The organism is Mesorhizobium sp. 10J20-29, from assembly GCF_054130485.1.
Window position 1 is genome coordinate 1,517,491 of the sequence record NZ_CP199156.1, and the last position, 23,342, is coordinate 1,540,832.

The 23,342-nt window shown below is 65.7% G+C and carries 24 protein-coding genes; 12 read left to right on the forward strand and 12 right to left on the reverse strand.

What is annotated here, in order from left to right:
* Nucleotides 1–16 precede the first annotated feature (16 nt).
* The 4 genes from accD to ACT2BZ_RS07315 form a co-directional block, all read right to left on the reverse strand.
* Entirely contained in the window at nt 17–940 is a 924-nt protein-coding gene (accD, locus tag ACT2BZ_RS07300) for an acetyl-CoA carboxylase, carboxyltransferase subunit beta (protein WP_457940194.1), read from the reverse strand.
* A gap of 36 nt (nt 941–976) precedes the next feature.
* The gene (gene trpA, locus ACT2BZ_RS07305) at nt 977–1,816 is read right to left on the reverse strand and encodes a tryptophan synthase subunit alpha (protein ID WP_457940196.1); all 840 of its coding nucleotides are present in this window, start codon (nt 1,814–1,816) and stop codon (nt 977–979) included.
* Between the two features lies 1 nt (nt 1,817).
* Entirely contained in the window at nt 1,818–3,038 is a 1,221-nt protein-coding gene (gene trpB / locus ACT2BZ_RS07310; protein WP_457940198.1) for a tryptophan synthase subunit beta, read from the reverse strand.
* 104 nt (nt 3,039–3,142) lie between these two features.
* On the reverse strand, nt 3,143–3,796 hold the full coding sequence (locus ACT2BZ_RS07315; RefSeq protein ID WP_457940199.1) for a phosphoribosylanthranilate isomerase: 654 nt from the start codon (nt 3,794–3,796) through the stop codon (nt 3,143–3,145).
* Between the two features lie 105 nt (nt 3,797–3,901).
* On the opposite strand from ACT2BZ_RS07315, the gene ACT2BZ_RS07320 reads away from it, so the two are divergent.
* Nucleotides 3,902–4,285, forward strand: a complete 384-nt coding sequence (locus tag ACT2BZ_RS07320) for a rhodanese-like domain-containing protein (RefSeq protein ID WP_457940200.1) — start codon at nt 3,902–3,904, stop codon at nt 4,283–4,285.
* Nucleotides 4,286–4,291: 6 nt separating this feature from the next.
* Here ACT2BZ_RS07320 and ACT2BZ_RS07325 read toward each other — a convergent pair whose 3' ends face one another.
* From ACT2BZ_RS07325 to ACT2BZ_RS07340, 4 genes are all read right to left on the reverse strand, one after another.
* Nucleotides 4,292–5,050, reverse strand: a complete 759-nt coding sequence (locus ACT2BZ_RS07325) for a M48 family metallopeptidase (RefSeq protein ID WP_457940201.1) — start codon at nt 5,048–5,050, stop codon at nt 4,292–4,294.
* 117 nt (nt 5,051–5,167) lie between these two features.
* Nucleotides 5,168–5,623 carry a DUF2852 domain-containing protein gene (locus ACT2BZ_RS07330; protein WP_457940202.1) on the reverse strand — a complete coding sequence of 152 codons (456 nt, stop codon included), beginning with the start codon at nt 5,621–5,623 and terminating at the stop codon, nt 5,168–5,170.
* Between the two features lie 116 nt (nt 5,624–5,739).
* Nucleotides 5,740–6,882 (reverse strand): benzoate/H(+) symporter BenE family transporter, encoded by a 1,143-nt coding sequence (locus ACT2BZ_RS07335; RefSeq protein ID WP_457940203.1) that lies wholly within the window; start codon nt 6,880–6,882, stop codon nt 5,740–5,742.
* Between the two features lie 2 nt (nt 6,883–6,884).
* Nucleotides 6,885–7,652, reverse strand: coding sequence for an alpha/beta hydrolase (locus ACT2BZ_RS07340; protein WP_457940204.1), 768 nt, complete (start codon nt 7,650–7,652; stop codon nt 6,885–6,887).
* A gap of 208 nt (nt 7,653–7,860) precedes the next feature.
* On the opposite strand from ACT2BZ_RS07340, the gene infC reads away from it, so the two are divergent.
* The 6 genes from infC (at nt 7,861) to pheT (ending at nt 13,309) form a co-directional block, all read left to right on the forward strand.
* Nucleotides 7,861–8,397, forward strand: coding sequence for a translation initiation factor IF-3 (gene infC, locus ACT2BZ_RS07345; protein ID WP_457941245.1), 537 nt, complete (start codon nt 7,861–7,863; stop codon nt 8,395–8,397).
* A gap of 237 nt (nt 8,398–8,634) precedes the next feature.
* The gene (gene rpmI / locus ACT2BZ_RS07350; RefSeq protein WP_457940205.1) at nt 8,635–8,838 is read left to right on the forward strand and encodes a 50S ribosomal protein L35; all 204 of its coding nucleotides are present in this window, start codon (nt 8,635–8,637) and stop codon (nt 8,836–8,838) included.
* 34 nt (nt 8,839–8,872) lie between these two features.
* Complete coding sequence (gene rplT, locus ACT2BZ_RS07355) at nt 8,873–9,274, forward strand: 50S ribosomal protein L20 (RefSeq protein ID WP_457940206.1); 402 nt, start codon at nt 8,873–8,875, stop codon at nt 9,272–9,274.
* Between the two features lie 101 nt (nt 9,275–9,375).
* Nucleotides 9,376–10,461, forward strand: coding sequence for a phenylalanine--tRNA ligase subunit alpha (gene pheS, locus ACT2BZ_RS07360; RefSeq protein ID WP_457940207.1), 1,086 nt, complete (start codon nt 9,376–9,378; stop codon nt 10,459–10,461).
* A complete protein-coding gene (locus ACT2BZ_RS07365; RefSeq protein WP_457940208.1) occupies nt 10,458–10,895 on the forward strand; it encodes a GFA family protein in 438 nt (145 codons plus the stop codon). Before pheS ends, ACT2BZ_RS07365 begins: the two co-directional genes overlap by 4 nt.
* On the forward strand, nt 10,892–13,309 hold the full coding sequence (gene pheT, locus ACT2BZ_RS07370; protein WP_457940209.1) for a phenylalanine--tRNA ligase subunit beta: 2,418 nt from the start codon (nt 10,892–10,894) through the stop codon (nt 13,307–13,309). The genes ACT2BZ_RS07365 and pheT overlap by 4 nt, the downstream gene beginning before the upstream one ends.
* Before the next feature lie 18 nt (nt 13,310–13,327).
* On the opposite strand, the gene ACT2BZ_RS07375 is transcribed toward pheT, so the two are convergent.
* Entirely contained in the window at nt 13,328–14,323 is a 996-nt protein-coding gene (locus tag ACT2BZ_RS07375) for an aldo/keto reductase (RefSeq protein WP_457940210.1), read from the reverse strand.
* 134 nt (nt 14,324–14,457) lie between these two features.
* Here ACT2BZ_RS07375 and ACT2BZ_RS07380 point away from each other — a divergent pair, with 134 nt between their 5' ends.
* The 3 genes from ACT2BZ_RS07380 (at nt 14,458) to ACT2BZ_RS07390 (ending at nt 16,794) form a co-directional block, all read left to right on the forward strand.
* A complete protein-coding gene (locus ACT2BZ_RS07380; RefSeq protein WP_457940211.1) occupies nt 14,458–15,444 on the forward strand; it encodes a Gfo/Idh/MocA family protein in 987 nt (328 codons plus the stop codon).
* 178 nt (nt 15,445–15,622) lie between these two features.
* The gene (locus ACT2BZ_RS07385; protein WP_457940212.1) at nt 15,623–16,114 is read left to right on the forward strand and encodes a MarR family winged helix-turn-helix transcriptional regulator; all 492 of its coding nucleotides are present in this window, start codon (nt 15,623–15,625) and stop codon (nt 16,112–16,114) included.
* Nucleotides 16,111–16,794 (forward strand): GNAT family N-acetyltransferase, encoded by a 684-nt coding sequence (locus tag ACT2BZ_RS07390; RefSeq protein ID WP_457940213.1) that lies wholly within the window; start codon nt 16,111–16,113, stop codon nt 16,792–16,794. The genes ACT2BZ_RS07385 and ACT2BZ_RS07390 overlap by 4 nt, the downstream gene beginning before the upstream one ends.
* A gap of 25 nt (nt 16,795–16,819) precedes the next feature.
* On the opposite strand, the gene ACT2BZ_RS07395 is transcribed toward ACT2BZ_RS07390, so the two are convergent.
* The 3 genes from ACT2BZ_RS07395 to ACT2BZ_RS07405 all read right to left on the reverse strand — a co-directional run bounded on the left by ACT2BZ_RS07395 (nt 16,820) and on the right by ACT2BZ_RS07405 (nt 20,744).
* On the reverse strand, nt 16,820–17,188 hold the full coding sequence (locus ACT2BZ_RS07395) for a response regulator (protein ID WP_457940214.1): 369 nt from the start codon (nt 17,186–17,188) through the stop codon (nt 16,820–16,822).
* Entirely contained in the window at nt 17,185–19,464 is a 2,280-nt protein-coding gene (locus ACT2BZ_RS07400) for a PAS domain S-box protein (protein WP_457940215.1), read from the reverse strand. Before ACT2BZ_RS07400 ends, ACT2BZ_RS07395 begins: the two co-directional genes overlap by 4 nt.
* 149 nt (nt 19,465–19,613) lie before the next feature.
* Nucleotides 19,614–20,744, reverse strand: a complete 1,131-nt coding sequence (locus ACT2BZ_RS07405; RefSeq protein WP_457940216.1) for a zinc metalloprotease HtpX — start codon at nt 20,742–20,744, stop codon at nt 19,614–19,616.
* A gap of 137 nt (nt 20,745–20,881) precedes the next feature.
* Here ACT2BZ_RS07405 and ACT2BZ_RS07410 point away from each other — a divergent pair, with 137 nt between their 5' ends.
* Together ACT2BZ_RS07410 and dnaK are read left to right on the forward strand one after the other, a co-directional pair.
* Nucleotides 20,882–21,193 carry a hypothetical protein gene (locus tag ACT2BZ_RS07410; RefSeq protein ID WP_457940217.1) on the forward strand — a complete coding sequence of 104 codons (312 nt, stop codon included), beginning with the start codon at nt 20,882–20,884 and terminating at the stop codon, nt 21,191–21,193.
* A gap of 235 nt (nt 21,194–21,428) precedes the next feature.
* Nucleotides 21,429–23,342: a molecular chaperone DnaK gene (gene dnaK, locus ACT2BZ_RS07415; RefSeq protein ID WP_457940218.1), complete on the forward strand. Its 1,914-nt coding sequence runs from the start codon at nt 21,429–21,431 to the stop codon at nt 23,340–23,342.

Below are 23,342 nucleotides of genomic sequence, written 5' to 3' on the forward strand. Positions count from 1 at the left end.
GGCGTGACGTGTCGCGTCAGGCCTGCGGGCTGGCCTGCTGATCGACGACGGCCGGTGGCAGGATTTCGGGTTCGGCGGCAGCCTGCGGCGCCGGCGCCTTCATCAGGATCTTCAGCAGCCGGGCGATTGTTGCCTTCAACTCGAGGCGAGAAACGACCATGTCGACCATGCCGTGTTCCATCAGGTACTCGGCCCTCTGGAATCCTTCCGGCAGCTTCTCGCGGATCGTCTGCTCGATGACGCGCGGCCCGGCGAAGCCGATCAGCGCGCCGGGTTCGGCGATGTGCACGTCGCCGAGCATGGCGTAGGAGGCGGTGACGCCGCCGGTCGTCGGATTGGTCAGCACGACGATGTAGGGCAGGCCGGCCTCCTTCAGCCGGTCGACCGCCACCGTGGTGCGCGGCAGCTGCATCAGCGACAGGATGCCCTCCTGCATGCGGGCGCCCCCCGAGGCCGCAAACAGGATCATCGGCCGCTTGCTGGCGACCGCCGTCTCGAACGCCTTGATGATGGCGTCGCCGGCGGCCATGCCGAGCGAGCCGCCCATGAAGGCGAAATCCTGCACGGTGGCGACCACGGGCAGGCCCTCGATGGTACCGAGGCCGGAGAGGATCGCGTCCTCCATGCCGGTCTTGGTCCTGGCGTCCTTCAGCCGGTCGAGATAGCGCTTCTCGTCGCGGAATTTCAGCGGATCGACGAAGACCTTCGGGTTCTCCAGCGCCTCGTATTTGCCGTCGTCGAAGAAGTACTTCAGCCGCTCCCTGGCCGAGATCTTCATGTGGTGGCCAGACGACGGGATGACGTACTGGTTGCTCTCCAGATCCTTGTGGAACACCATCTCGCCGCTCTCGGGATCCTTGATCCAGAGGTTCTCGGGTATGTCGCGGCGGCCGAGCATCGAGTTGATCTTCGGGCGGACGAAATTTGTGATCCAGTTCATGGCAGAAAATCCCGGTTCGGGAAGAGGATGAAGAAACTATTCGGCAGGAGCAAGGCGCGCCGAACGTACGCCCTGGGCGAGCCCGCTCACCAGGGTCGCCACCGCTTCCGCCGGGTCGGCGGTCATGCCGCCCTTCGGGTCGAGCACGTTGGCAACGGCGTTGACGATCGCCGTGCCGACCACGACGCCGTCGGCCGAAGCGCCGATGGCGCGCGCCTGCTCGGCAGTCTTGACGCCGAAGCCGACGCAGACCGGCAGGTCGGTATGGCCCTTGATGCGCCGCACGGCCGCGCCGACCTTGTCGGTGTCGGCGAGCGCCGAACCGGTAATGCCGGTCATCGAGACGTAGTAGACGAAGCCCGACGTGTTCTGCAGCACCTTCGGCAGGCGCTGGTCGTCGGTGGTCGGCGTCGCCAGCCGGATGAAGTTGATGCCGGCCTTCAGCGCCGGGATGCAGAGCTCCTCGTCCATCTCGGGCGGCAGGTCGACGACGATCAGCCCGTCGATGCCGGACGCGATGGCATCAGTGAGGAAGCGGTCGACGCCATAGACGTAGATCGGGTTGTAGTAGCCCATCAGGACGATCGGCGTCTCGTTGTCTTCCTTGCGGAAGTCGGCAGCCATCTTCAGCGTCTTGACCAGCGTCTGCCCCGCCTTCAACGCGCGCAGGCCGGCGGCCTGGATTGCCGGGCCGTCGGCCATCGGGTCGGAGAACGGCATGCCGAGCTCGATGATGTCGCTGCCGGCTTTCGGCAGCGCCTTCATGATCTTCAGCGAGGTGTCGTAGTCCGGGTCGCCGCCCATGAAATAGGTGACCAGCGCCGGCCGGCCTTCGGATTTCAGTTTCGCCATGCGGCTGTCGATGCGGGTGGTCATTCTAGAGCTCCATCCCGAGAATCTTGCCGACGGTGAAGATGTCCTTGTCGCCGCGGCCGCAGAGGTTCATGACGATGATCTGGTCCTTGCCCATCTTGGGCGCGCGCTTGATGACCTCGGCCAGCGCATGGGCGGGTTCCAGCGCCGGGATGATGCCCTCGAGGCGGGTCAGCAGCTGGAAGGCTTCAAGCGCCTCCGTATCCATGATCGGCACATATTCGATGCGGCCGGATTCCTTCAGCCATGAATGCTCCGGTCCGATGCCCGGATAGTCGAGACCGGCCGATATCGAATGGCCTTCCATGATCTGGCCGTCGCCGTTCTGCAGCAAATAGGTGCGGTTGCCGTGCAGCACGCCGGGCGAGCCGGCGGTCAGCGAGGCGCAATGCTCTTCGCCCTGGAGTCCCTTGCCGCCGGCTTCGACGCCGACAATCTTGACCGAGCGGTCGTCGAGGAAGGGGTGGAACAGGCCGATGGCGTTGGAGCCGCCGCCCACGGCTGCGACCAGCAGGTCGGGCAGGCGGCCCTCGGCCTCCTGCATCTGTTCCTTTGCTTCGCGGCCAATGACCGACTGCAGGTCGCGCACGATCTCCGGATAGGGGTGCGGGCCGGCGGCCGTCCCGATCATGTAATAGGTGTCGTCGACATTGGTCACCCAGTCGCGCAGCGCCTCGTTCATGGCGTCCTTAAGCGTGCCATGGCCGGAGGTCACGGGAATGACCTCTGCGCCGAGCAGCTTCATGCGGAACACGTTGGGCGCCTGGCGCTCGACGTCGGTGGCGCCCATGTAGACGACGCAAGGCAGGCCGAAACGCGCTGCAACGGTGGCCGAGGCGACGCCGTGCTGGCCGGCCCCGGTTTCCGCGATGATGCGGGTCTTGCCCATGCGCTTGGCGAGCAGGATCTGGCCGAGGCAATTGTTGATCTTGTGCGAGCCGGTGTGGTTCAGCTCGTCGCGCTTGAAGTAGATCTTCGCGCCGCCGAGGTGCTCGGTCAGCCGCTCGGCGAAATAGAGCGGGCTCGGCCGGCCGGTATAGTGCTTGTTGAGGTGCTCGACCTCGGCCTTGAAAGCCGGATCCGACTTGGCGAAGGTCCAGTGCTTCTCCAGGTCGAGGATCAGCGGCATCAGCGTTTCGGCGACGAAGCGGCCGCCAAAAATGCCGAACATGCCCTGTTCGTCGGGACCCGTGCGGAAGGAATTTGGTTCGGCCGGCTTGTTCATCGAGAATCCTGAGCGAACTGAAAGGGGTTGCTTGCGCTGGCCTTGCGGCCCTGCCGAGGCTTAATCCCATCCGGGACAAAAAGTAAACCGTGCGACAGGCTGCCTCAGGCCGCGTTTCCGGCACTTGCGGCGCGCACCGCGCGGAAAAACGCCTCGATCAGCGCGGGGTCCTTGATGCCGGGCGCCGTCTCGACTCCCGACGAGATGTCGAGGCCCGGCGGGTCGGCGCGCCGGATCGCCTCGCCGGCATTGCCGGCATTGAGGCCGCCCGACAGCAGGTAGTCGCCGCCATAGCCGTCGAGCAGGGTCCAGTCGAAGGTAACCCCGTTGCCGCCCGGAAGCTCGGCCCCCTTGGGTGGCTTGGCATCGAACAGGAAGCGGTCCGCGATGCCGACATAGGCTTCGGTTGCCCGAAGATCGGCGGCGTTGCTGATCGAGAACGCCTTGATGACCGGCAGGCCGTAACGCGCCTTGACCTCGGCGACGCGCGCCGGACTTTCGTGGCCGTGCAGCTGCAGCATGTCGGGCGCCATCGCCGCCACGATCCGGTCGAGCAACGCGTCGTCGGCATCGACGGTCACGGCGACGGCCAGCGCCTTGCCGCGCACCGCCTGCCGCAGCCGGCCTGCTTCTTCCGGCTCGATGTTGCGCGGGCTCTTCGGGAAGAAGATGAAGCCGACATGGCTGGCGCCGCCGGCCAGTGCCGCCGCCAGCGCTTCTTCGGTCTTCAGGCCGCAAATCTTGATGTCCATCGGCATGGCGCGGCAATTGCCACGAAACGGCTGCCGAGTCGAGAAAAACAGCCCCTTGCCGAGTGCCTTGCGAAGAGTATCTTCCCGTCAAATCAATGCTGGAGGAAACCCATGCCGACCAACGTCAAGGAAATGATGGCCGCTGCGAACGCCGCCGTGCCGAAGGTCACGCCTGCCGAGGCCAAACGCATGATCGCCGAACAGAACGCGCTCGTCGTCGATGTCCGCGACGGGCTGGAGGTTCAGGCGAGCGGCAAGGTCAAGGGTGCTCTCCACGTGTCGCGCGGCATGCTGGAGTTCAAGGCCGACGCTGACACGCCCTATCACGACAAGGCCTTCTCCAAGGACCGGCCGATCATTCTCTACTGCGCTTCCGGAGGCCGATCGGCGCTGAGCGGCAAGGTACTGAAGGACATGGGCTACGAGAATGTGCACAATCTCGGCGCCTTCAAGGACTGGGCGGAAGCCGGCGGCGAGGTCGAGAAGGCGGGCTAAGATCGCCTACTCGAACTGGATCGCCTGCAGCGCGCCGCCATTGCGCTTCAGCCAGTCCTTGCAGCGCTTGGTGTCGGGGCAGAGTTCCTCGCACAGCCGCCAGAACTTCGGGCCGTGGTTCATCTCCTTGAGATGCGCCACCTCGTGCGCGACGAGGTAGTTTATCACCGGCGCCGGCGCCATCATGATGCGCCAGGAGAAGGAAAGTGTCCCGTCCGAGGTGCATGAGCCCCAGCGGCTCGACGTGTCGCGGAATTTTATGGCCTTGGCCTTGCGGCCCACAGCCTGCGTGTGTTTGGCCACCGCCATGTCGATGTCGCGCTTGGCCTCGCGCTTCAGGAAATCGGCGAGGCGGCGCGGCAGGTGCCGCCGCTCGCCATGCACGATCAGCGCAGGCTGGCCACCTTCATGACCCACCGTAACGGTGCCGCGCCGGCCCGGCTCGTGCACGATGAGGTGCGGCACGCCGCGCAGCGGGATCTTGATGCCCGGCCTCACCTGAGGCCGTTCGGGTACCTTGGCCAGCCTTTGCTCCAGCCAGCCCTGCTGGCGGTGCAGGAAGCGGTCGACCTCGCCGCGCGGCAGGCCGGGCGGCACGGTGATGCGCAGGCCCTTGCCGCCGGTGTCGATCCTGAGCGTCAGGCGTCGCGCGCGGTCGTTCTCGACGATCCTCAGCGGAAAGGCACGGCCCGCCACGACATGCTCGCGCTCCTGCACGGCGGCAGAAGACGGCGAATTCAGGCGCTGGAGAAATCCGAAGGGCATTTTGGGGAAGATACGTGATTCGCTGGTTGCAGGGATGGGGGAAGTCGCGGTCCGGACGCAAAAGCGGCGCCGCCCTTTCGGGCGACGCCGTTTTTTGTCGGCCGAGGCTGCCGGGTCTCAGGCGTCGTCGAGAAGTCCCGACTCGCCGTCGCGCTTTGCCGGCGCGGTCGACTTGTTGCGGTTGGCCATGAAGCGGTCGAACTCTTCCTGGTCCTTGGCGCGGCGCAGTTCGCGGGCATAGTCGTCGAACTCCGTCAGCATGTCGTCGAGGCGCTTGCGCTCCTCGGCCAGGCGCTCGAGTTCCTTCTCGCGCCAGTCGTCGAAGGCGACGTTGCCGGTGCGGGCGGAACCGCCATGGCCCCAGCGGGCCGCCTTGTCGGAGGTGCGGCGGCAACCGGCGAAGATGCCGTCGGTTGCGCGGTTCACGTCGCGCTTGAAGCCGTCAAGCCGGTCGCCCCAGATGATGTAGGCAAGCATGGCGAGGCCAAGCGGCCAGAACACCATGAAGCCGATCACCATCAACGCGATGGTTGCCGGCGTCCAGGCCGGGCGGATCAGTGCAGTCGTGTTCATGTCTCTCCCGTTCCTTTGTTGGAGGCAGCCAAATTCGACTGCTGGATTCGAAATGGGATGCAAAAAACGGCGATTCAAGTGAGTCAGGGCCGAAACCGGACAATTCATTGAAAAGATTAACGTTTTTTGGCGATTTCCAGACCGAGTACCGTCAGGCCGGCGACCAGACCCCAGAAGGCAGAGCCGATTCCGAACAGTGTCAGCCCCGACGCCGTGACGGCAAAGGCGGTGGTCGCGGCCATCCGCTCCGCCTCCTCCTTGAGCGCGATGGCGAGCGCATTGGCGAGCGGTGCCATCAGCGCCAGGCCGGCCACCAGCACGATCAGGCTCTGCGGCAGGACGGCGAAGATCGCCACCAGCGAGGCGCCGAAGATCGCGAAGACGAGATAGGCGAGGGCGTAGAACGGCCCGGTCTTCCAGCGCTCCGCCGGATCGGGATCGACGTCCGGCCCGGTGCAGATCGCCGCCGAGATCGCAGCCAGGTTGGTGGTCAGCGCGCCGAACGGCGCCGAGACAAGCGAGAACAGCCCGGTCACCGAGATCAGCGGGCCGGGTTCCGGGTGATAGCCGGCGGCGCGCAGCACGGCGAGGCCGGACAGGTTCTGCGAGGCCATGGTGACGAGGTAGAGGGGCAGGGCGAGACCGACCGCCGCCGACAGCGAGAAGTCGGGGGCGATCAGCGTCAGGGTGGACAGTTCCGGCGTCGGCAGCCCGCCGACGCGCCCGGTGAGGAAGGCCGCGAGCCCGCCGCCCACCAGCACCGCCAGCACCGACAGCGCAGGGTTGAACAAGCGGATGACGAAGAAGGCGGCGATCAGCGGCAGGATCAGCCACGGGTCGGCGGGGATGGTCTTCACCGCGCCGGTGGCGAAGGTGACGACGATGCCGCCCAGCATGCCGGAAGCCACCGAGGCCGGGATCTTCGCGATCAGCCGGGTCAGCGGGCCGAACAGGCCGGTCGCGATCAGCATCAGCGCGGTCAGGATGAAGGCGCCGACGGCATCGGCCATGGTAAAGCCGCTGCTTGCCGCGACCAGCGCGGCGCCCGGCGTCGACCAGGCGGTGATCACCGGCATTTTCGTGCGCCAGGACAGCCACAGGCTTTCGGCCGCCATGGCCAGGCAGATTGCCGTCACCCAGCTTGCCGTCTCGAGCCGCGTTGCGCCGACCGCGTCGGCCGCCGCGATGATCAGCGCCAGTGTGCCGCCAAAGCCGACGATGGCCGCCACGAAGGCGGAGACCGGGATCGACAGGCGCATCGTCAGGCGGCCTGACCGATCACGGCTTCGACCGCCCGCACCATCAGGTCGAGGTCCTGCGGCCGCGACAGACGGTGGTCGCCGTCCGGCACCAGCGAAAGCGTCACGTCGTCGGCCGGCAGCAGGCTGACCAGCTTCAAGGCGTGTTCATGCGGCACGTCGGGGTCGGCCATTCCCTGGATGACGTGCACCGGGCAATGGGTGTCGATCGGCCCGGTCATGACGCGGTTCTGCCGCCCGTCCTCGATCAGCGCGCGCGTATAGACATTGGGTTCGGGCGCGTATTCGGACGGCTCCTCGAAATAGCCCTGCCGTTCCAGGTCGCGCCGGTGTCCCTCGCTGAGCGACGGCTCGATCAGCTCGGCGGTGAAGTCGGGCGCCGGCGCCAGCAGCACCATGCCGGCGAGGCGCTCGTCTTCGCCAGCCCGGCGCAGTTCCTGCGCCATGCGCAGCGCGATCCAGGCACCCATCGAGGAGCCGACCAGGATCTGCGGCCCCTGGGTGAAGGCCCGAAGCACGGCGAGGCTCTCGGCCAGCCATGTCGAGATCGTGCCGTCGCGGAATTCGCCGCCGGATTCGCCGTGGCCGGAATAGTCGTGGCGCAGGAAGGCGCGGCCATTCGCCGACGCCCATTCCGAGAGCGTTTCGGCCTTCGTGCCCAGCATGTCCGAGCGGTAGCCGCCGAGCCAGACGACGCCCGGTTCGCTGCCCGTCACCCGCCTGACCGCGATGGCGTTTCCGCCGACGTCGAGAAATTCAGCTTTGCTCATGTCCTGTCCCATCCTGCGGCAAGGCTTTTGCCACATCGTCAATTGCCCGGAAAGGTCCGCGAGCACCCGGCTGGCCCGGAACTGGCTCTGCGCCTGTCGATTCAGGTGATTTATTCTCCAGCCTGTGCTATTGACTTGGCCCGCCTCGCCACGACATAGGCGCAGGCTTAAAAATCCCGAACGTAAACGGCATGAGGAGACGACGACCATTCGCAGACCATTCAAGGCAACCGCACCCGTCAAGGGCGGACCGCGCGCAAACACCGACATTCGTGTTCCCCGGGTTCAGCTCATTGGCGTCGATGGCGAAAACCGCGGCGAAGTAAGCATCAATGATGCACTGTTGCTCGCCGAAGAGGCCGGACTGGACCTCGTTGAGATTTCCCCGAACGCAAATCCGCCCGTCGCCAAGATCCTCGATCTGGGTAAGCTGAAATATGCCAACCAGAAGAAGGCAGCCGAGGCGCGCCGGCACCAGAAGGTCATCGAGATCAAAGAGATCAAGATGCGCCCCAACATCGACATTCACGACTACGAGACCAAGATGAAGGCGGTCCGCCGCTTCTTCGAGGAAGGCGACAAGGTCAAACTGACGCTTCGCTTCCGCGGTCGCGAGATGGCGCATATGGAACTCGGCATGCAGCTCCTTAACAAGGTGCGCGAAGAGACCGCGACCATCGCCAAGGTCGAGGCCGAGCCGAAGCTCGAAGGCCGCCAGATGATGATGGTGCTCGCGCCGCGCTGAGCGCCGGCGCCGAGCCGCCTCGCGCCCCATCGAATCCCGGCCCCGGGGTGTTGCGCTTTAGGCGCCGCATCGCTATAAGCCGCCTCCAGAACCGTCCGGCAGGGCATGCCGTGGCGGTTCTTCATGCTTTCCAGGCTTTGGTCGGCCCGGAAACACCATCAGGGACGCGACGTGCCGAGGGCACGACGGTGATCCCGCAAGAAAAGAGGCGCCTTAAGCCTCCAAGGAGTAAGCAAAATGCCCAAGATGAAGACCAAGTCTGCCGCCAAGAAGCGGTTCAAGATCACTGCGACCGGCAAGGTCCTGTCGGCTGCCGCCGGCAAGCGCCACGGCATGATCAAGCGTTCCAACAAGTTCATTCGCGATGCTCGCGGCACCATGGTTCTCGCCGAACCCGATGCCAAGAAGATCATCAAGAATTTTCTGCCGAACGGTCTCTGAGACCCGGCCCGGAACGAATTAAGGAGATCATGACATGGCACGCGTAAAGAGAGGCGTCACTTCCCACGCCAAGCACAAGAAGGTCCTGAAAGCCGCCAAGGGTTTCTACGGCCGTCGCAAGAACACCATCCGTATCGCCAAGCAGGCGGTCGAGAAGTCGCTGCAGTACGCCTACCGCGACCGCAAGAATCGCAAGCGCAACTTCCGCGCCCTGTGGGTGCAGCGCATCAATGCCGCCGTCCGCGAGCACGGCCTGACCTATGGCCGTTTCATCGACGGTCTCAACAAGGCCGGCATCGAGATCGACCGCAAGGTTCTGTCCGACATGGCGATCCACGAGCCGCAGGCATTTGCCGCGCTTGTCGCCAAGGCCAAGACCGGGCTGGAGTATCTCAAGGACACGACGCCGAACGCTTTTGAAAGCGCTGTAGCCTAACCAGCGCCTTCCCAAGCACGACGAGTTCTGATTTGGGAAACCCGCGCTGGCACGGCTGGCGCGGGTTTTTCTTTGCCGCAAACTGCTGATTGGTCATGACGATGAGTGACATGGAAACCCTTGAATCCAATCTGATGGACGAGATCGCCGCGGCGTCGGACGAGCCGGCGATCGAGAGCGTCCGCATCGCTGCCCTCGGCAAGAAGGGCTCGGTCTCCGAGCTCCTGAAGACGCTGGGCTCGATGTCGCCGGAGGACCGCCAGGTCAAGGGCCCGGCGATCAACGGCCTTAAGAACCGCATCGCCGACGCGCTTGCTGCCCGCAAGGCAGAGCTGAAGGACGCCGCGACGACCGCCCGTCTTGCCGCCGAAAAGCTCGACGTCACGCTGCCGGTGCGCCAGTCGCCGGCCGAGCGCGGCCGCATCCACCCGATCAGCCAGGTCATCGACGAGATCGCCGCGATCTTCGGCGACATGGGCTTCTCCATCGCCGAGGGCCCGGACGTCGAGACCGACCACTACAACTTCACGGCGCTGAACTTCCCCGAGGGACATCCGGCGCGCGAGATGCACGACACCTTCTTCTTCCCGCCGGGCGAGGACGGCACGCGCAAGCTCCTGCGCACGCACACCTCGCCGGTGCAGATACGCACCATGGAGACGCAGCAGCCGCCGATCCGCATCGTCATCCCGGGCAAGACCTACCGTCAGGATTCCGACGCCACCCACTCGCCGATGTTCCACCAGGTCGAGGGCCTGGTCATCGACAGAAGCGCCAATGTCGCCAACATGCGCTGGGTGCTGGAAGAATTCTGCAAGGCCTTCTTCGAGGTCCCGCAGCTCAACATGCGTTTCCGCCCGAGCTTCTTCCCCTTCACCGAGCCGAGCCTCGAGGTCGACATCCAGTGCGACCGCTCGCGGCCGGGCGAAGTGCGCTTCGGCGAGGGCAGCGACTGGATGGAAATTCTCGGCTGCGGCATGGTGCACCCGAACGTGCTGCGCTTCGCCGGCCTCGATCCGGACGAGTACCAGGGCTTTGCCTGGGGCATGGGCATCGACCGCATCGCCATGCTGAAATACGGCATGCCCGACCTGCGCGCCTTCTTCGACGCCGACGTGCGCTGGCTCAGCCACTACGGGTTCAGGCCGCTGGACATGCCGACGCTGTTCGGGGGCCTTAGCCAGTGACTGCCCTGCACGCCGGCGGCTGCCGCTGCGGCGCGGTCCGGTTCGAGGCTGCGGCCGAGCCGGTGCATGTCAGCTATTGCCATTGCGCCGACTGCCGCCACGCCAGCGGCGCGCCTGTCTCGGCCTTCGTCGGCTTTCCTGCCGATGCCGTGTTGTTCGGCGGCGAGGCACCGCGGACCTACATCAACGGGCCGGTGACGCGCAGCTTCTGCGCCAGCTGCGGTTCGCCGATCGCCTATGCCGACAGCCGTATCGGCGAGACGATCTACTTCATGCTCGGCGCCATGGACGCGCCGCAGGACTACCGGCCGACGCTGCATGCCTATGTGCGCGAGCAACTGCCCTTCCTGCACATGCCCGACGGCTTGCCGCGCCATGTGAAATCGAGCGTCACCAGAGACGAAGACCCGACAGCTGACGGAACGCCATCATGAAATTCACCCTCTCCTGGCTCAAGGATCATCTCGACACCGACGCCTCGCTCGACGAGATCGTCGAGCGCCTCACCTCGATCGGTCTCGAGGTGGAATCGGTCGACGACAAGGCAGGCCTGAAGCCCTTCGTCATCGCCAAAGTGCTGACCGCCGCACAGCATCCCGACGCCGACCGCCTGCGCGTGCTGACCGTCGATACCGGCGGTGGCCGCCGGCCGGTACAGGTCGTCTGCGGCGCGCCCAATGCGCGCGCCGGCCTGATCGGCGCCTTCGCAGCACCCGGCGCCTATGTGCCCGGCATCGACGTGACGCTGACGGTCGGCAAGATCCGCGGCGTCGAGAGCCACGGGATGATGTGCTCGGAGCGCGAGCTCGAACTGTCCGACGAGCATGACGGCATCATCGACCTGCCTGAGGATGCGCCGGTCGGCACCAGCTTCGCCGCCTATGCCAAGATCGACGACCCGGTCATCGACATCAACCTGACGCCGAACCGCCCCGACGCCACCGGCGTGCACGGCATCGCGCGCGATCTCGCAGCCTCCGGCATGGGCACGCTGAAGACGCCGGCCATCGAGCCCGTCGCCGGCAAGGGCGCGACACCGGTCAAGGTCCGGCTCGATTTCGGCGCCACCGACCCGCTCTGCCACGGCTTTGCGCTGCGCCTGGTCAAGGAAGTCAAGAACGCGGCCTCGCCGAAATGGCTGCAGCAGCGCCTCATCGCCATCGGCCTGCGCCCCATCAACGCGCTGGTCGACATCACCAACTACGTCACCTTCGACCGCGGCCGCCCGCTGCACGTGTTCGACGCCGCCAAGGTGAAGGGCGATCTCGTCGTGCGCAGGGCGCGCGACGGCGAGAAGATCCTGGCGCTCGATGGCCGCGAATATGCGCTGACATCGGAAATGTGCGTCATCGCCGACGACAACGGCCTCGAATCCATCGCCGGCGTGATGGGCGGCGAGCACTCCGGCTGCGACGAATCGACCACCGACGTGCTGATCGAGTCGGCGCTGTGGGAGCCGCTCAACATCGCCCGCACCGGCCGCACGCTCGGCATAATCACCGACGCGCGCTACCGTTTCGAGCGCGGCGTCGATCCGGAATTCATGGTGCCGGGCCTCGAACTCGCGACGCAGATGGTACTCGATTTCTGCGGCGGTGAGCCGGCCGCAACCGACGTCGTCGGCTATGCCGCCCACGCGCCGAAGACGGTCTCCTTCCCGGTTTCGGAAGTGAAGCGCCTGACCGGCCTCGACGTGCCGAAGGCCGAAAGCCTCGACATCCTGACCCGGCTCGGCTTCGGCCCGCAGGGTTCGGGCGACGTGGTCGATGTCACCGTGCCGTCCTGGCGCCCCGACGTGGACGGCAAGGCCGACCTCGTCGAGGAGGTGATGCGCATCCACGGCGTCGACAAGATCGCCCCGGCGCCGCTCACCAGCCACGACGCCGTCAACGGAAAAATCCTGACCACGCTGCAGATCCGCACCCGCGCGGCCAAGCGGGCGCTCGCCGTGCGCGGCATGATGGAGGCCGTCACCTGGTCGTTCATCCCGGCCGCCCACGCCGAGCTTTTCGGCGGCGGCAAGCCGGAACTCCGTCTCGACAACCCGATCGCCGCCGAAATGTCCGACATGCGGCCGTCGCTGCTGCCGGGCCTCGTCGCGGCCGCGCAGCGTAATGCCGACAAGGGCATCGGCGATGTCGCGCTGTTCGAGGTGTCCGGCACCTATGAGGGCGACAAGCCGGAACAGCAGCGCCGCGTCGCCTCAGGCGTCCGTCGCGGTACGGCGGGGCTCGAAGGCTCGGGCCGCCATTGGGCCGGCAATGCCAGGAATGTCGGCGTCTTCGACGCCAAGGCCGACGCCTTCGCCGCGCTCGAGGCCTGCGGCGCCCCGGTCGCCAATCTGCAGGTCGAGGCGAGCGGCCCGTCCTGGTATCACCCCGGCCGCTGCGGCACGATCAAGCTCGGGCCGAAGGTCGTGCTCGGCCATTTCGGCGAGTTTCACCCGAAGGCGCTCGAAGTGCTCGACGCGTCCGGCCCGCTCTGCGGCTTCGAGGTTTTCATCGACGCGGTGCCGGAGCCCAAGGCCAAGGCGACGCGCACCAAGCCGAGGCTCGACCTGTCGGCCTTCCAGATGGTGCGCCGCGACTTCGCCTTCGTCGTCGACAAGGAGGTCGAGGCCGGCAGCCTGAGCAAGGCAGCTCTTGCCGCCGACCGCAAGCTGATCGCGGGCGTCAACGTCTTCGACGTCTTCGAGGGTGCGTCGATCGGCGAGGGCAAGAAGTCGATCGCCATCGAGGTGTCGATCCAGCCGATGGAAAAGACGCTGACCGACGAAGACTTCGAAGCGCTCGCCGGCAAGATCGTCGACAACGTCAAGAAGCAAACGGGCGGCGTGCTCCGGGGCTGATCGCCGGTCGGCGGTCGCCTAGCGGTTGGTCTGCGCCATTGCGGCGTCGCCGTAGCGCTGCCCGACAATCTGGTCGGGCGTCACCAGCGCGCCGATCTCGGCGACTTCCGCCGGACTAAGCGCAATGCTTGCCGCCGCGACGTTCGATTCCAGATTGGCGATCTTGCGCGAGCCGGGGATCGGAACGATGAAGTCGCCCTGGTGCAGCACCCAGGCAAGCGCCAGATTGGCCGCGCTCACCCCTTTCGCCGCCGCAAGCTGCTTCAGCTTCTCCACTGCCGCGAGGTTCTTGTCGATATTCTCCTGCTCGAAGCGCGGCAGGCCGCGCCGAAAATCCTTCTCGCCGAGCTGGTCGGCCGAGGTGATGGCGCCGGCCAGGAAGCCGCGCCCGAGCGGGCTGAACGGCACGAAGCCGATGCCGAGCTCGCGGCAGGTGTCGAGTACGCCGTTCTCCGGATCGCGAGTCCACAGCGAGTACTCGCTCTGCACGGCGGCGATCGGATGCACCGCATGTGCCCGGCGGATGGTGGCCACGCCGGCCTCGGAGAGGCCGAGATTGCGCACCTTGCCCTCCGCCACCAGCTCGGCCATCGCGCCGACCGTCTCCTCGATCGGCACGTCCGGATCGACGCGGTGCTGGTAGTAGAGGTCAATCGTCTCGATGCCCATGCGCCGCAGCGAGGCTTCCGCCACGGCGCGCACATGCCTGGGCTGGCTGTTCAGCCCCTGCACCTGCTTCGGCCCGTCCGGCGTCTCCTCGATCCGGAAGCCGAATTTCGTCGCGATCTTCACCTTGCCGCGAAAAGGCGCCAGCCCCTTGCCGACCAGCACCTCGTTGGCGAAGGGCCCGTAGACCTCTGCCGTGTCGAACAGCGTCACGCCGAGTTCGACGGCGCGGTGCAGCGTGCGGATGGCGTCGCCTTCTTCCTGGCCGCCATAGCCGTGGCTCATGCCCATGCAGCCGAGGCCGACGGGAGACACGCTGAGGTCCGTGCCGAGGTTGCGGTTCTTCATGGCTGGTCTCCTTCGCCTGCAATCTAGGGCGCAATTCGCGCCCTGCACAGTGGCCGGCGAACTTGGCACCGGAGGGATTTTAGGGCAAAGCTGCGCGCCTGCACGAAACAGTTTGCATGAAAAGGGAGAAGACCATGTTCCGTTGGGGCGTTCTGTCGACGGCCAAGATCGGCCGCGAGCATCTGCTGCCGGCCATCGCCGATGCCGATAATGGCGTGCTGACGGCGGTCGCCAGCCGCGACCAGTCGAGGGCGAGGGCGCTCGCAGACCGGTTCGGCGCCCAGCATGCCTTCGGCTCCTATGAGGAACTGCTGGCTTCAGACACGGTCGACGGCGTCTACATTCCGCTGCCCACCTCGCAGCATGTCGAATGGGCGGCCAAGGCCGCCGAGGCCGGCAAGCATGTGCTGGTCGAAAAGCCGCTGGCGCTCGACGCCAAGGACATCCTGCCGCTTATCGAGTTGCGCGACCGCAAGAAGGTGTTGATCTGCGAGGCCTTCATGGTGGTCTACCACCCGCAGTGGATCAAGGTGCGCGAGCTGATCGCGTCAGGCGCCATCGGCACGCTGAAGCACGTGCAGGGCGCCTTCACCTACCACAATGTCGATCCCGCCAACATGCGCAACGTGCTGGAGCTCGGCGGTGGCGCGCTGCCCGACATCGGCGTCTACCCGACGGTCTCGACCCGCTTTGCCACCGGCAAGGAACCGGTCCGCATCCAGGCGACCGTCGAGCGCGACCCCAAGTTCAAGACCGATACCTATTCGTCGATCCGCGCCGATTTCGGCAGCTTCGAACTGTCCTTCTACCTGTCGACCCAGATGGCCGCGCGCCAGATGATGGTGTTCCACGGCGACAAGGGTTTCATCGAGGTCTTTTCGCCCTTCAATGCCGGCCTTTACGACCACCACCGCGTCGAGTTGCACAACCAGGGCCACACCGAGGCGACCGTTTTCCGCTTTCCGGGAACCCAGCAGTACCGTCTCGAGGTCGAGGCCTTCGCCCGCGCCGCCCAGGGCGGCAAGGACGCCGTCTTCACGCTGGAGGACTCGGTGAAGAATCAGAAGGTCATCGACGCGATCTTCCGCGCCGGCGAAGGCGAGGGCTGGGAGAGGGTCTGACCTCCAGCCAGACAGTCCGTCCTCTCGGACCGACAGACTCCTGAAAGACTGATCATTCCGATCCCGCCGGGCCACACGCCTGGCGGGCAACGCGGCATTCGCCCCTGTTTCATCGGTCGCTGGACAGAGTGCATGCGATGTTATATAACCGTGCATATAAAACCTTGAGGTCTTTGACATGGTCGAGGATGTCGTCAGGTCGCTGGGGCATCTCTGCCTCGGCACCCGGATGAAGCGCATCGGCGAGCGACTGCAGGCCGAGACCCAGCGCATCATGGATACACTCGATGTGCCGGTTCAGGCCGGCCAGTACCCACTGCTCGGCGCGGTCGACCGGCTCGGGCCCCTCACCGTCGGCGAGCTTGCCGAGGCAATTGGGGTCACACAGCCGGGCGCGACACGAGCGGCGGGACAGCTCGTAAAGGCTGGCTTGCTCGACATGCGGTCGGGTCGCGACGACCAGCGCGTGCGGATACTGTCCCTGACGGCAAGCGGTCAAAAGCTGGTAGATGATGCAAAGCGCGATGTCTGGCCGCATATCGAGGCAGCCGTCGCAGACCTCTGCGGGGAGTTGTCAGGCCCGCTGCTCGATCAGCTCGCGGGCCTTGAAGACAGTCTGGCAGAAACGCCGCTGGTCGCGCGCTCAGGCGCGAAGGCGAGGCGGCCATGAGCCATGTCCTCGACCGGCCGATCTGGAACGCCCTGAACAGCCGGCACGCCGCGCTGTCGGAAGGCAACAGCCTGGCACGGCGCTACGCGCCCTCCATCCATCCCTTTGCCAGCCCACGCGATGCAAGTGCCGAAAGCTTCTCCGCGCTGGCCGCGATTGTCAGGCCCGGCGAAACCATACTCAATCTGCAGCGGGACGAGATGCCCCTGCCCCCCGGCTTCGCTTTGGTCGACGAGGCCGCCGGCGTGCAGATGGTGGCCGATCAAGCATTGGAAGAGGTCCACGACGACCGCATCGAACGGCTGGGTGAGGCTGACGCGGTGGAGATGCTGGATCTTGCGACGCTGACAAGGCCCGGCCCCTTCACCCTGCGCGCACAGGCGCTCGGCGACTTCTGGGGTGTCAGGGAAAATGGCCGGCTGATCGCCATGGCAGGCGAGCGGCTGAAGCAGGAGGGGTGGGCCGAAGTCAGCGGCGTCTGCACCCATCCTGACGCCCGCGGCCGCGGCCTGGGCAAATTGCTGACGCTGTTCGTCGCGGGAAAGATCGAGGCCAGGGGCGAAAAGCCCTTCCTCCACACCTACGCGGGCAACGCGACCGCGATCGCCCTTTACGAGAGGATCGGCTTCCGCCTGCGCAGCAAGATGCACGTGATGATGCTGAAGCGCAGCGAGGACTGAGGTTCGGCTGAGGCTGCGCCTGGGCCTATCCCAGCATGTCGTTGATGGTCGCCGTCAGCCGTTCGGGCACGTAGGGTTTCGGCATGAACACGCCGCCATCGGGCAACGCCTCGGGGCCCGGATTGCGCTTGCCGGAGGTGACGATTATCTTGACCGGAGGCCAGCGGTCGCGCACCGCCGCCGACAGTCTCAGCCCGTCCATGGAGCCCGGCATGTCGATATCGGTGAACATGATGTCGATGCGCTTGCGCGTCTCCAGCTGTTGGATCGCCTCGTCGGCATTGCTCGCCTCGTAGACGGTGAAGCCGGCGTCCCGCAGCTCGTCCGCGATGGTGAAGAGCAGCAGGGCCTCGTCCTCTACGACCAGGACGTGTGGGTGGGGTCGCTCGGTCACGCGTGCTGCCTTCGGCTTTCTGCACCGCCCGGGAGCGCCGTCTCGGGACATGGGGCGGTCAACACGCATTCAACGCCGTCAGGATGATATTCGATCCGCACCGATCCGTTGAAATCGGCGCCGAACACACGCTCGATCAGGAAACTGCCGAAGCCGCGCCGGCTCGGCGGCGAAACCGCCGGCCCGTTCCTTTCCAGCCAGCGCCAGGTTATCGGCGCCGTCGCGTCGTCGCGGTCTATGATCCATTCGATCGTCACGCCGCCCTCGGGGACCGACAGCGCCCCGTATTTCAGCGCGTTGGTGCCCAGTTCGTTGACGGCGAGCGCCAGCGACAGTGCCATCTTCGGGTTGATCGGCAGCGCCGGTCCGGAAATCGAGATCTGCTCGGTCGGGAAGGGCGAGATCGAGTTCTCGATCACCTCCTCGATCGAGGCCCGGGTCCAGCGCGTGCTGTTCAGGATGTCGTGAGCATTGGCCAGTGCCCGCAGCCGCTCGTTGAAGGTGGCGCGTGCCGTGTCGATATCGGTGTTGCGCAGAGTCTGCGAGGCGATCGCCGAGACCATCGCCAGGATGTTCTTGATGCGGTGCTCCAGTTCGTGCGTCAGCATCTTCTGGCGCGCCTGGGCTTCCTTGCGTTCGGTAATGTCCTGCATCACGCCGAACATCTTGATCGGCTTGCCGGTCTCGTCATGCACGAAGTCGATGTTGCGCGACAGCCAGCGGATCTCGCCCGTGTCGGGCCGCCGGACCCGGTACTCTACATTGGGGACTGCCGTCCCCTTGAGTCGCGTCTCGGGTGTCGAGCGGACGTCCTTGTCTTCCGGCAGGACGATGTTCTCCAGCACGCTGATATGCACGCTCTCCCGCGGCGAGAGACCCCACAGGTCCCAGAAGCCCTCCGAACCGATCACCGTCCCGGTGGCGATGTCGAGTTCGAGCGCCGCGATGCCGGCGGCATTCTGCGACAGCTGCAGGCGGCGCTCGCTTTCGCGCAGCGCCTGCACGGCCTGCTTCTGGTCGTCGATGTCAGTGTTGGTGCCGATCCATTTCGTGACCTTGCCGTCGGCGTCGAGGATCGGCACGGCGCGCGCCAGGTGCCAGCGATAGCTGCCGTCTGCACGCTTGAGCCGGAACTCGGTCTCGTAGGGTATGCCCGACGACAGGGCGGCGACCCAGTTCTCCGCCGCGCCGTTCAGGTCGTCCGGATGCACCATGGCGGCCCAGTTGTCGCCATCGAGCGTGCCGGGCTCGACGCCGGAATAGTCGTAGACGCGCGGATTGAACCAGTCGAGCTTGCCGTCCGGCCGCGAGGTCCAGACATGGTTCGGCATTGCTTCGGCAAAGCTGCGGAACTGCGCCTCGCTCTGCCTCAGCGCTTCCTCCGCAAGCAGCCGGTCGGTGACGTCCGTGCCCTGCACGAAGATGCCGGTCACCTGGCCGTCGGGATCGCGGACGGGCTGGTAGATCAGATCGACGAAGCGCTCCTGGATCGGCGCGCCCGGTTCCAGCTGGAGCGAGGCCTTCAGTGCCGTCCCGACAAAGGGCTCACCGGTCGAATAGACCCTGTCGAGCAGTTCGAAGAAACCCTGGCCCTCTATCTCGGGCAATGCCTGACGCACGGGCTGACCCAGAACATCTCGATGGCCGATCAGCTGGCGGTAAGCGGCATTCGTCAGCTCGAAGACGTGGGTTGGTCCCGTCAGCACGGCCATGAATCCGGGCGCCTGCTCGAACATCTGGCGCTGGCGATCGCGTTCGCCCGACTGCCAGTTCTCGGCCTGCACCTTGGCCGTGGTCTCGATGACGATGGCCAGCACGCCGGCCGGCTCGCCATCATCATTGGGCACCGGCGAGTAATCCAGGTCGAACCACGCCTTCTCCGGCTTGCCGGTGCGGTGCAGCGTCAGCTCCTGGTCGCGATAGGCCAGCGTGCCGCCCGCCAGCACGACCTCCAGCACATGGGCGTTGAAGTCGGCGACCTCGGACCAACCTTCCAGCACCTTCGAGCCCAGCAGCGCTGGATGGCGTCCCCCGGCGATCACCGAGTAGCCGTCATTGTAGAGCATCACCCCGTCCGGGCCCCACAGCAAGCATGCCGGCACCCGCGTGCGCAGCATGATTGACAAGGCAGTCTTGAGGCTCGGCGGCCAGCCATCGACAGGGCCTAGTTGCGTCGAACCCCAGTCGAACGTGCCGATAAGCCTGCCGGTCTCGCCGCCCCCGTTCAGGAATGCATGAGCTGGGTTTGCTGTATCAAAGGAACCGTCGGCGGGCATTTGGTCTCGTCGCGTCCCAAGTCAGGCCCCGACTGCCACAGGGCGGTCGCAGGCGGATTGAAGGTTGGGTTCTCTCGCATTCTCGCGCGCGGAATCCAAGTCATTTTGCGCAGTTGAGCGGCATCCCGCTGCCCGCAGTGGCCGGCGCGCTACCACCAGACGCCGCCACGCAAAACGCGTAGCCGCGGCCCGTCGCGCGGCGGGTTGAGGGGTGCCTGACATGCCGGCAGCGCATCGTCGATGACCTCCTCGCCCTCGGGCGACAGGTCGTGCGCAGCCATCAGTGCGGCGATATGCGGCGAGCCGGGCCAGTTGCTCTCGCCCCGCGACAGGTTTTCGCCGGGCGCCAGCCGGATTTTCGGCACCAGCGACGGGCGCGGCCTTGCCGTTCCCATGCCCGGCTTCGGGCCGCCTGCGCCGGTCATCTCGTTCTTCAGCGACTGCAGACGCGCGACGCGTTCGTCGGTCAGCGGATGGGAGCGCAGGATCGACGGGTCGGGAATCCGGCCGCCGGGCAGGATCACTCCTTCCCACAGCCGGCCCTGCGCCTTTTCCAGCTTCTGCAGCGCTGAAGCCAGCCCGTCCGGGTCGCCGGTCAGCCGCGCCGCTTCGAGATCGGCGTCGAATTCGCGCGTCCGAGACAGCGCCATCTGCAACAGCCCGCCAACGGTCGGCGCGGCGAGCAGCACGATCACGGCCGCCCAGGGAATCTGCGCCGGATAACCGCCCGCAAAGCCGAGCAGGTTGAGGATCAGGGAAAACAGTCCGACCGTCGACATAAAGGAGGTGAAGCGTGACACCATGTCGGCAAAGGCCATGACGCGCACGTCCTCATGCAGCACGTGGCTGATCTCGTGCGCAAGGACGCCGGCCAGTTCGCGTGCAGACAGTTTCGTCGCCAGCGCATCGGTGATGGCGATGGCGGCATCGCCGCGCCGTCCGACGGCGAAGGCGTTCATCATCTTGGATGGCACGACGAAAAGCTTCGGCGCCACCGGCAGCCCGGCGCGGCGGGCGATCTCTTCGACGATGCGCACGCCGGTCGGGAATTCCGCAAGCTCGACCGGTCGCGCCTTGTACATGGCCAGCACCATGCGCGGGCTCGCCCGCTGTGCCAGCCAGAGCGACAGCGTGCCGAATACCGCCGCATAGACGACACCGGTCGCGCCGCCGAAGGCCCAGGCCGTCGTGCACAGCAGGATCAGGCTCCCGGCGGCAAGCAGCCAGGTATGCAGGGTGTTGCGCGCACGGTTGCGGCTGAAATTGTCGGAAAGGCTCATCCCCTCAATATGGGGCCTGCCCGGCAGTTTGGCCATCGCGGCGGTGGGCGCGGCGAGAAAATGTGCCCGCCGTTGAACCTTTTGCGGTGTACCGGCGACCTACCGGGGGTCAGCAACATCGAAAAGGAGTAACGACGATGAAGACCTCGCTCATCCTCATGGCATCCCTCGCAATGGGCATGCTGTCCTCACAGGCTGGTGCTGCAGGCCCCTCGCCCACCTCCCTGGAAGCCAGCGGCGCGCCCTATCAGGTCGCATTGGTCTGGCGCTGCGGCAGGAACAACCCGGCAATGTGGGGCACGTTCGGCAATGGCTGCCTGAAACAGAAGCGCGCCTACAAGAAGAATGGCGGCAACAGCTCGTCGGCCGGCCACAAGCCCGGCCTTGCCGTCAAGCAGCCGGCGCCGCCGCCTCCGCCGCCGCCGAGCAAGCTGAAGCTCAAGAACTGACGGTCCCGCTTTCCCGCAAAGGGGCCCGCTGGTGAATGCCGGCGGGCTCTTTTCGTCGTGCACCGCAGTTTTTGCCGCAGCGCTTGCGCCTGCAAAGACCTCTTCTTATATACCCCGCAAGGCCGGACGGGTCGCCCACCACACGTGGCGTCGGTGCGGCAGTTGATCGAGGAAAAGGGGCTGTCGTGGAACGCCGTTACGGGTCCTGGCAGTCTGCTAAGCGGAGAGTAGCAAAATGGCAAAAGTAATCGGCATTGACCTTGGTACCACCAATTCCTGCATCGCCATCATGGATGGCAAGGAGCCCAAGGTTATCGAGAATGCGGAAGGTGCGCGTACGACGCCCTCCATCGTCGCTTTCACCGAAGGTGACGAGCGCCTCGTTGGCCAGCCGGCCAAGCGCCAGGCGGTAACCAATCCAGAAAACACGATTTTCGCGGTCAAGCGCCTTATCGGCCGCCGTTACGACGATCCGGTGACGGAGAAGGACAAGAAGCTTGTCCCCTACAAGATCGTCAAGGGCGACAATGGCGACGCCTGGGTCGAAGCGACCGGCAAGAAGCAGTCGCCCTCGCAGATCTCGGCCATGATCCTGCAGAAGATGAAGGAAACGGCGGAAGCCTATCTCGGCGAGAAGGTCGAGAAGGCCGTCATCACCGTTCCCGCATACTTCAACGACGCCCAGCGCCAGGCCACCAAGGACGCCGGCAAGATCGCCGGCCTCGAGGTTCTGCGCATCATCAACGAGCCGACCGCGGCAGCGCTTGCCTACGGCCTCGACAAGAAGGATGGCAAGACCATCGCCGTCTATGACCTTGGCGGCGGCACCTTCGACATTTCCGTGCTCGAGATCGGCGACGGCGTCTTCGAGGTCAAGTCGACCAACGGCGACACCTTCCTCGGCGGCGAGGACTTCGACATGCGCCTGGTCGAGTACCTGGCGGCCGAGTTCAAGAAGGAACAGGGCATCGACCTGAAGAGCGACAAGCTCGCCCTGCAGCGGCTGAAGGAAGCCGCCGAGAAGGCCAAGATCGAGCTGTCGGCTTCGTCGCAGACCGAGATCAACCTGCCCTTCATCACCGCCGACCAGACCGGTCCGAAGCATCTGACCATGAAGCTGACGCGCGCCAAGTTCGAGCAGCTCGTCGACGACCTGGTGCAGCGCACCATCGACCCCTGCAAGGCAGCCCTCAAGGATGCCGGTCTCAAGGCCGGAGAGATCGATGAGGTTGTCCTCGTCGGCGGCATGACGCGCATGCCCAAGATCCAGGAGATCGTGAAGCAGTTCTTCGGCAAGGAGCCGCACAAGGGCGTCAACCCGGACGAGGTCGTCGCACTCGGCGCCGCCATCCAGGCCGGCGTTCTGCAGGGTGACGTCAAGGACGTGCTGCTGCTCGACGTGACGCCGCTGTCGCTCGGCATCGAGACGCTGGGCGGTGTGTTCACGCGCCTCATCGAGCGCAACACCACGATCCCGACCAAGAAGAGCCAGGTCTTCTCGACCGCCGAGGATTCGCAGTCGGCCGTGACGATCCGCGTCTTCCAAGGCGAGCGTGAAATGGCCGCCGACAACAAGGCGCTCGGCCAGTTCGACCTGGTCGGGATCCCGCCCGCACCGCGCGGCGTGCCGCAGATCGAGGTCACCTTCGACATCGACGCCAACGGCATCGTCAACGTCTCGGCCAAGGACAAGGGCACCGGCAAGGAGCACCAGATCCGCATCCAAGCATCTGGTGGTCTTTCGGACGCCGACATCGAGAAGATGGTCAAGGACGCCGAGGCCAACGCCGAGAACGACAAGAAGCGCCGCGCGCTTGTCGAGGCGCGCAACCAGGCCGAGGGTCTGGTGCACTCCTCGGAGAAGTCGCTCAAGGATTATGGCGAGAAGGTCTCCGAAGAGGATCGCACCGCCATCTCCGAGGCCATCGCGGCCCTGAAGACTGCGACCGAGGGCGACGATGTCGAGGCGATCAACGCCGCGACCTCGACGCTGGCCGAAGTCTCCATGAAGCTCGGACAGGCCATGTACGAAGAGTCGCAGAAGGAGGCCGCTGAAAGTGACGCGGCTGCCGATGCGGCCAAGGACAGCGACGTGGTCGACGCCGACTTCGAGGAGATCAACGACGAGGACGACAAGAAGTCGGCCTGA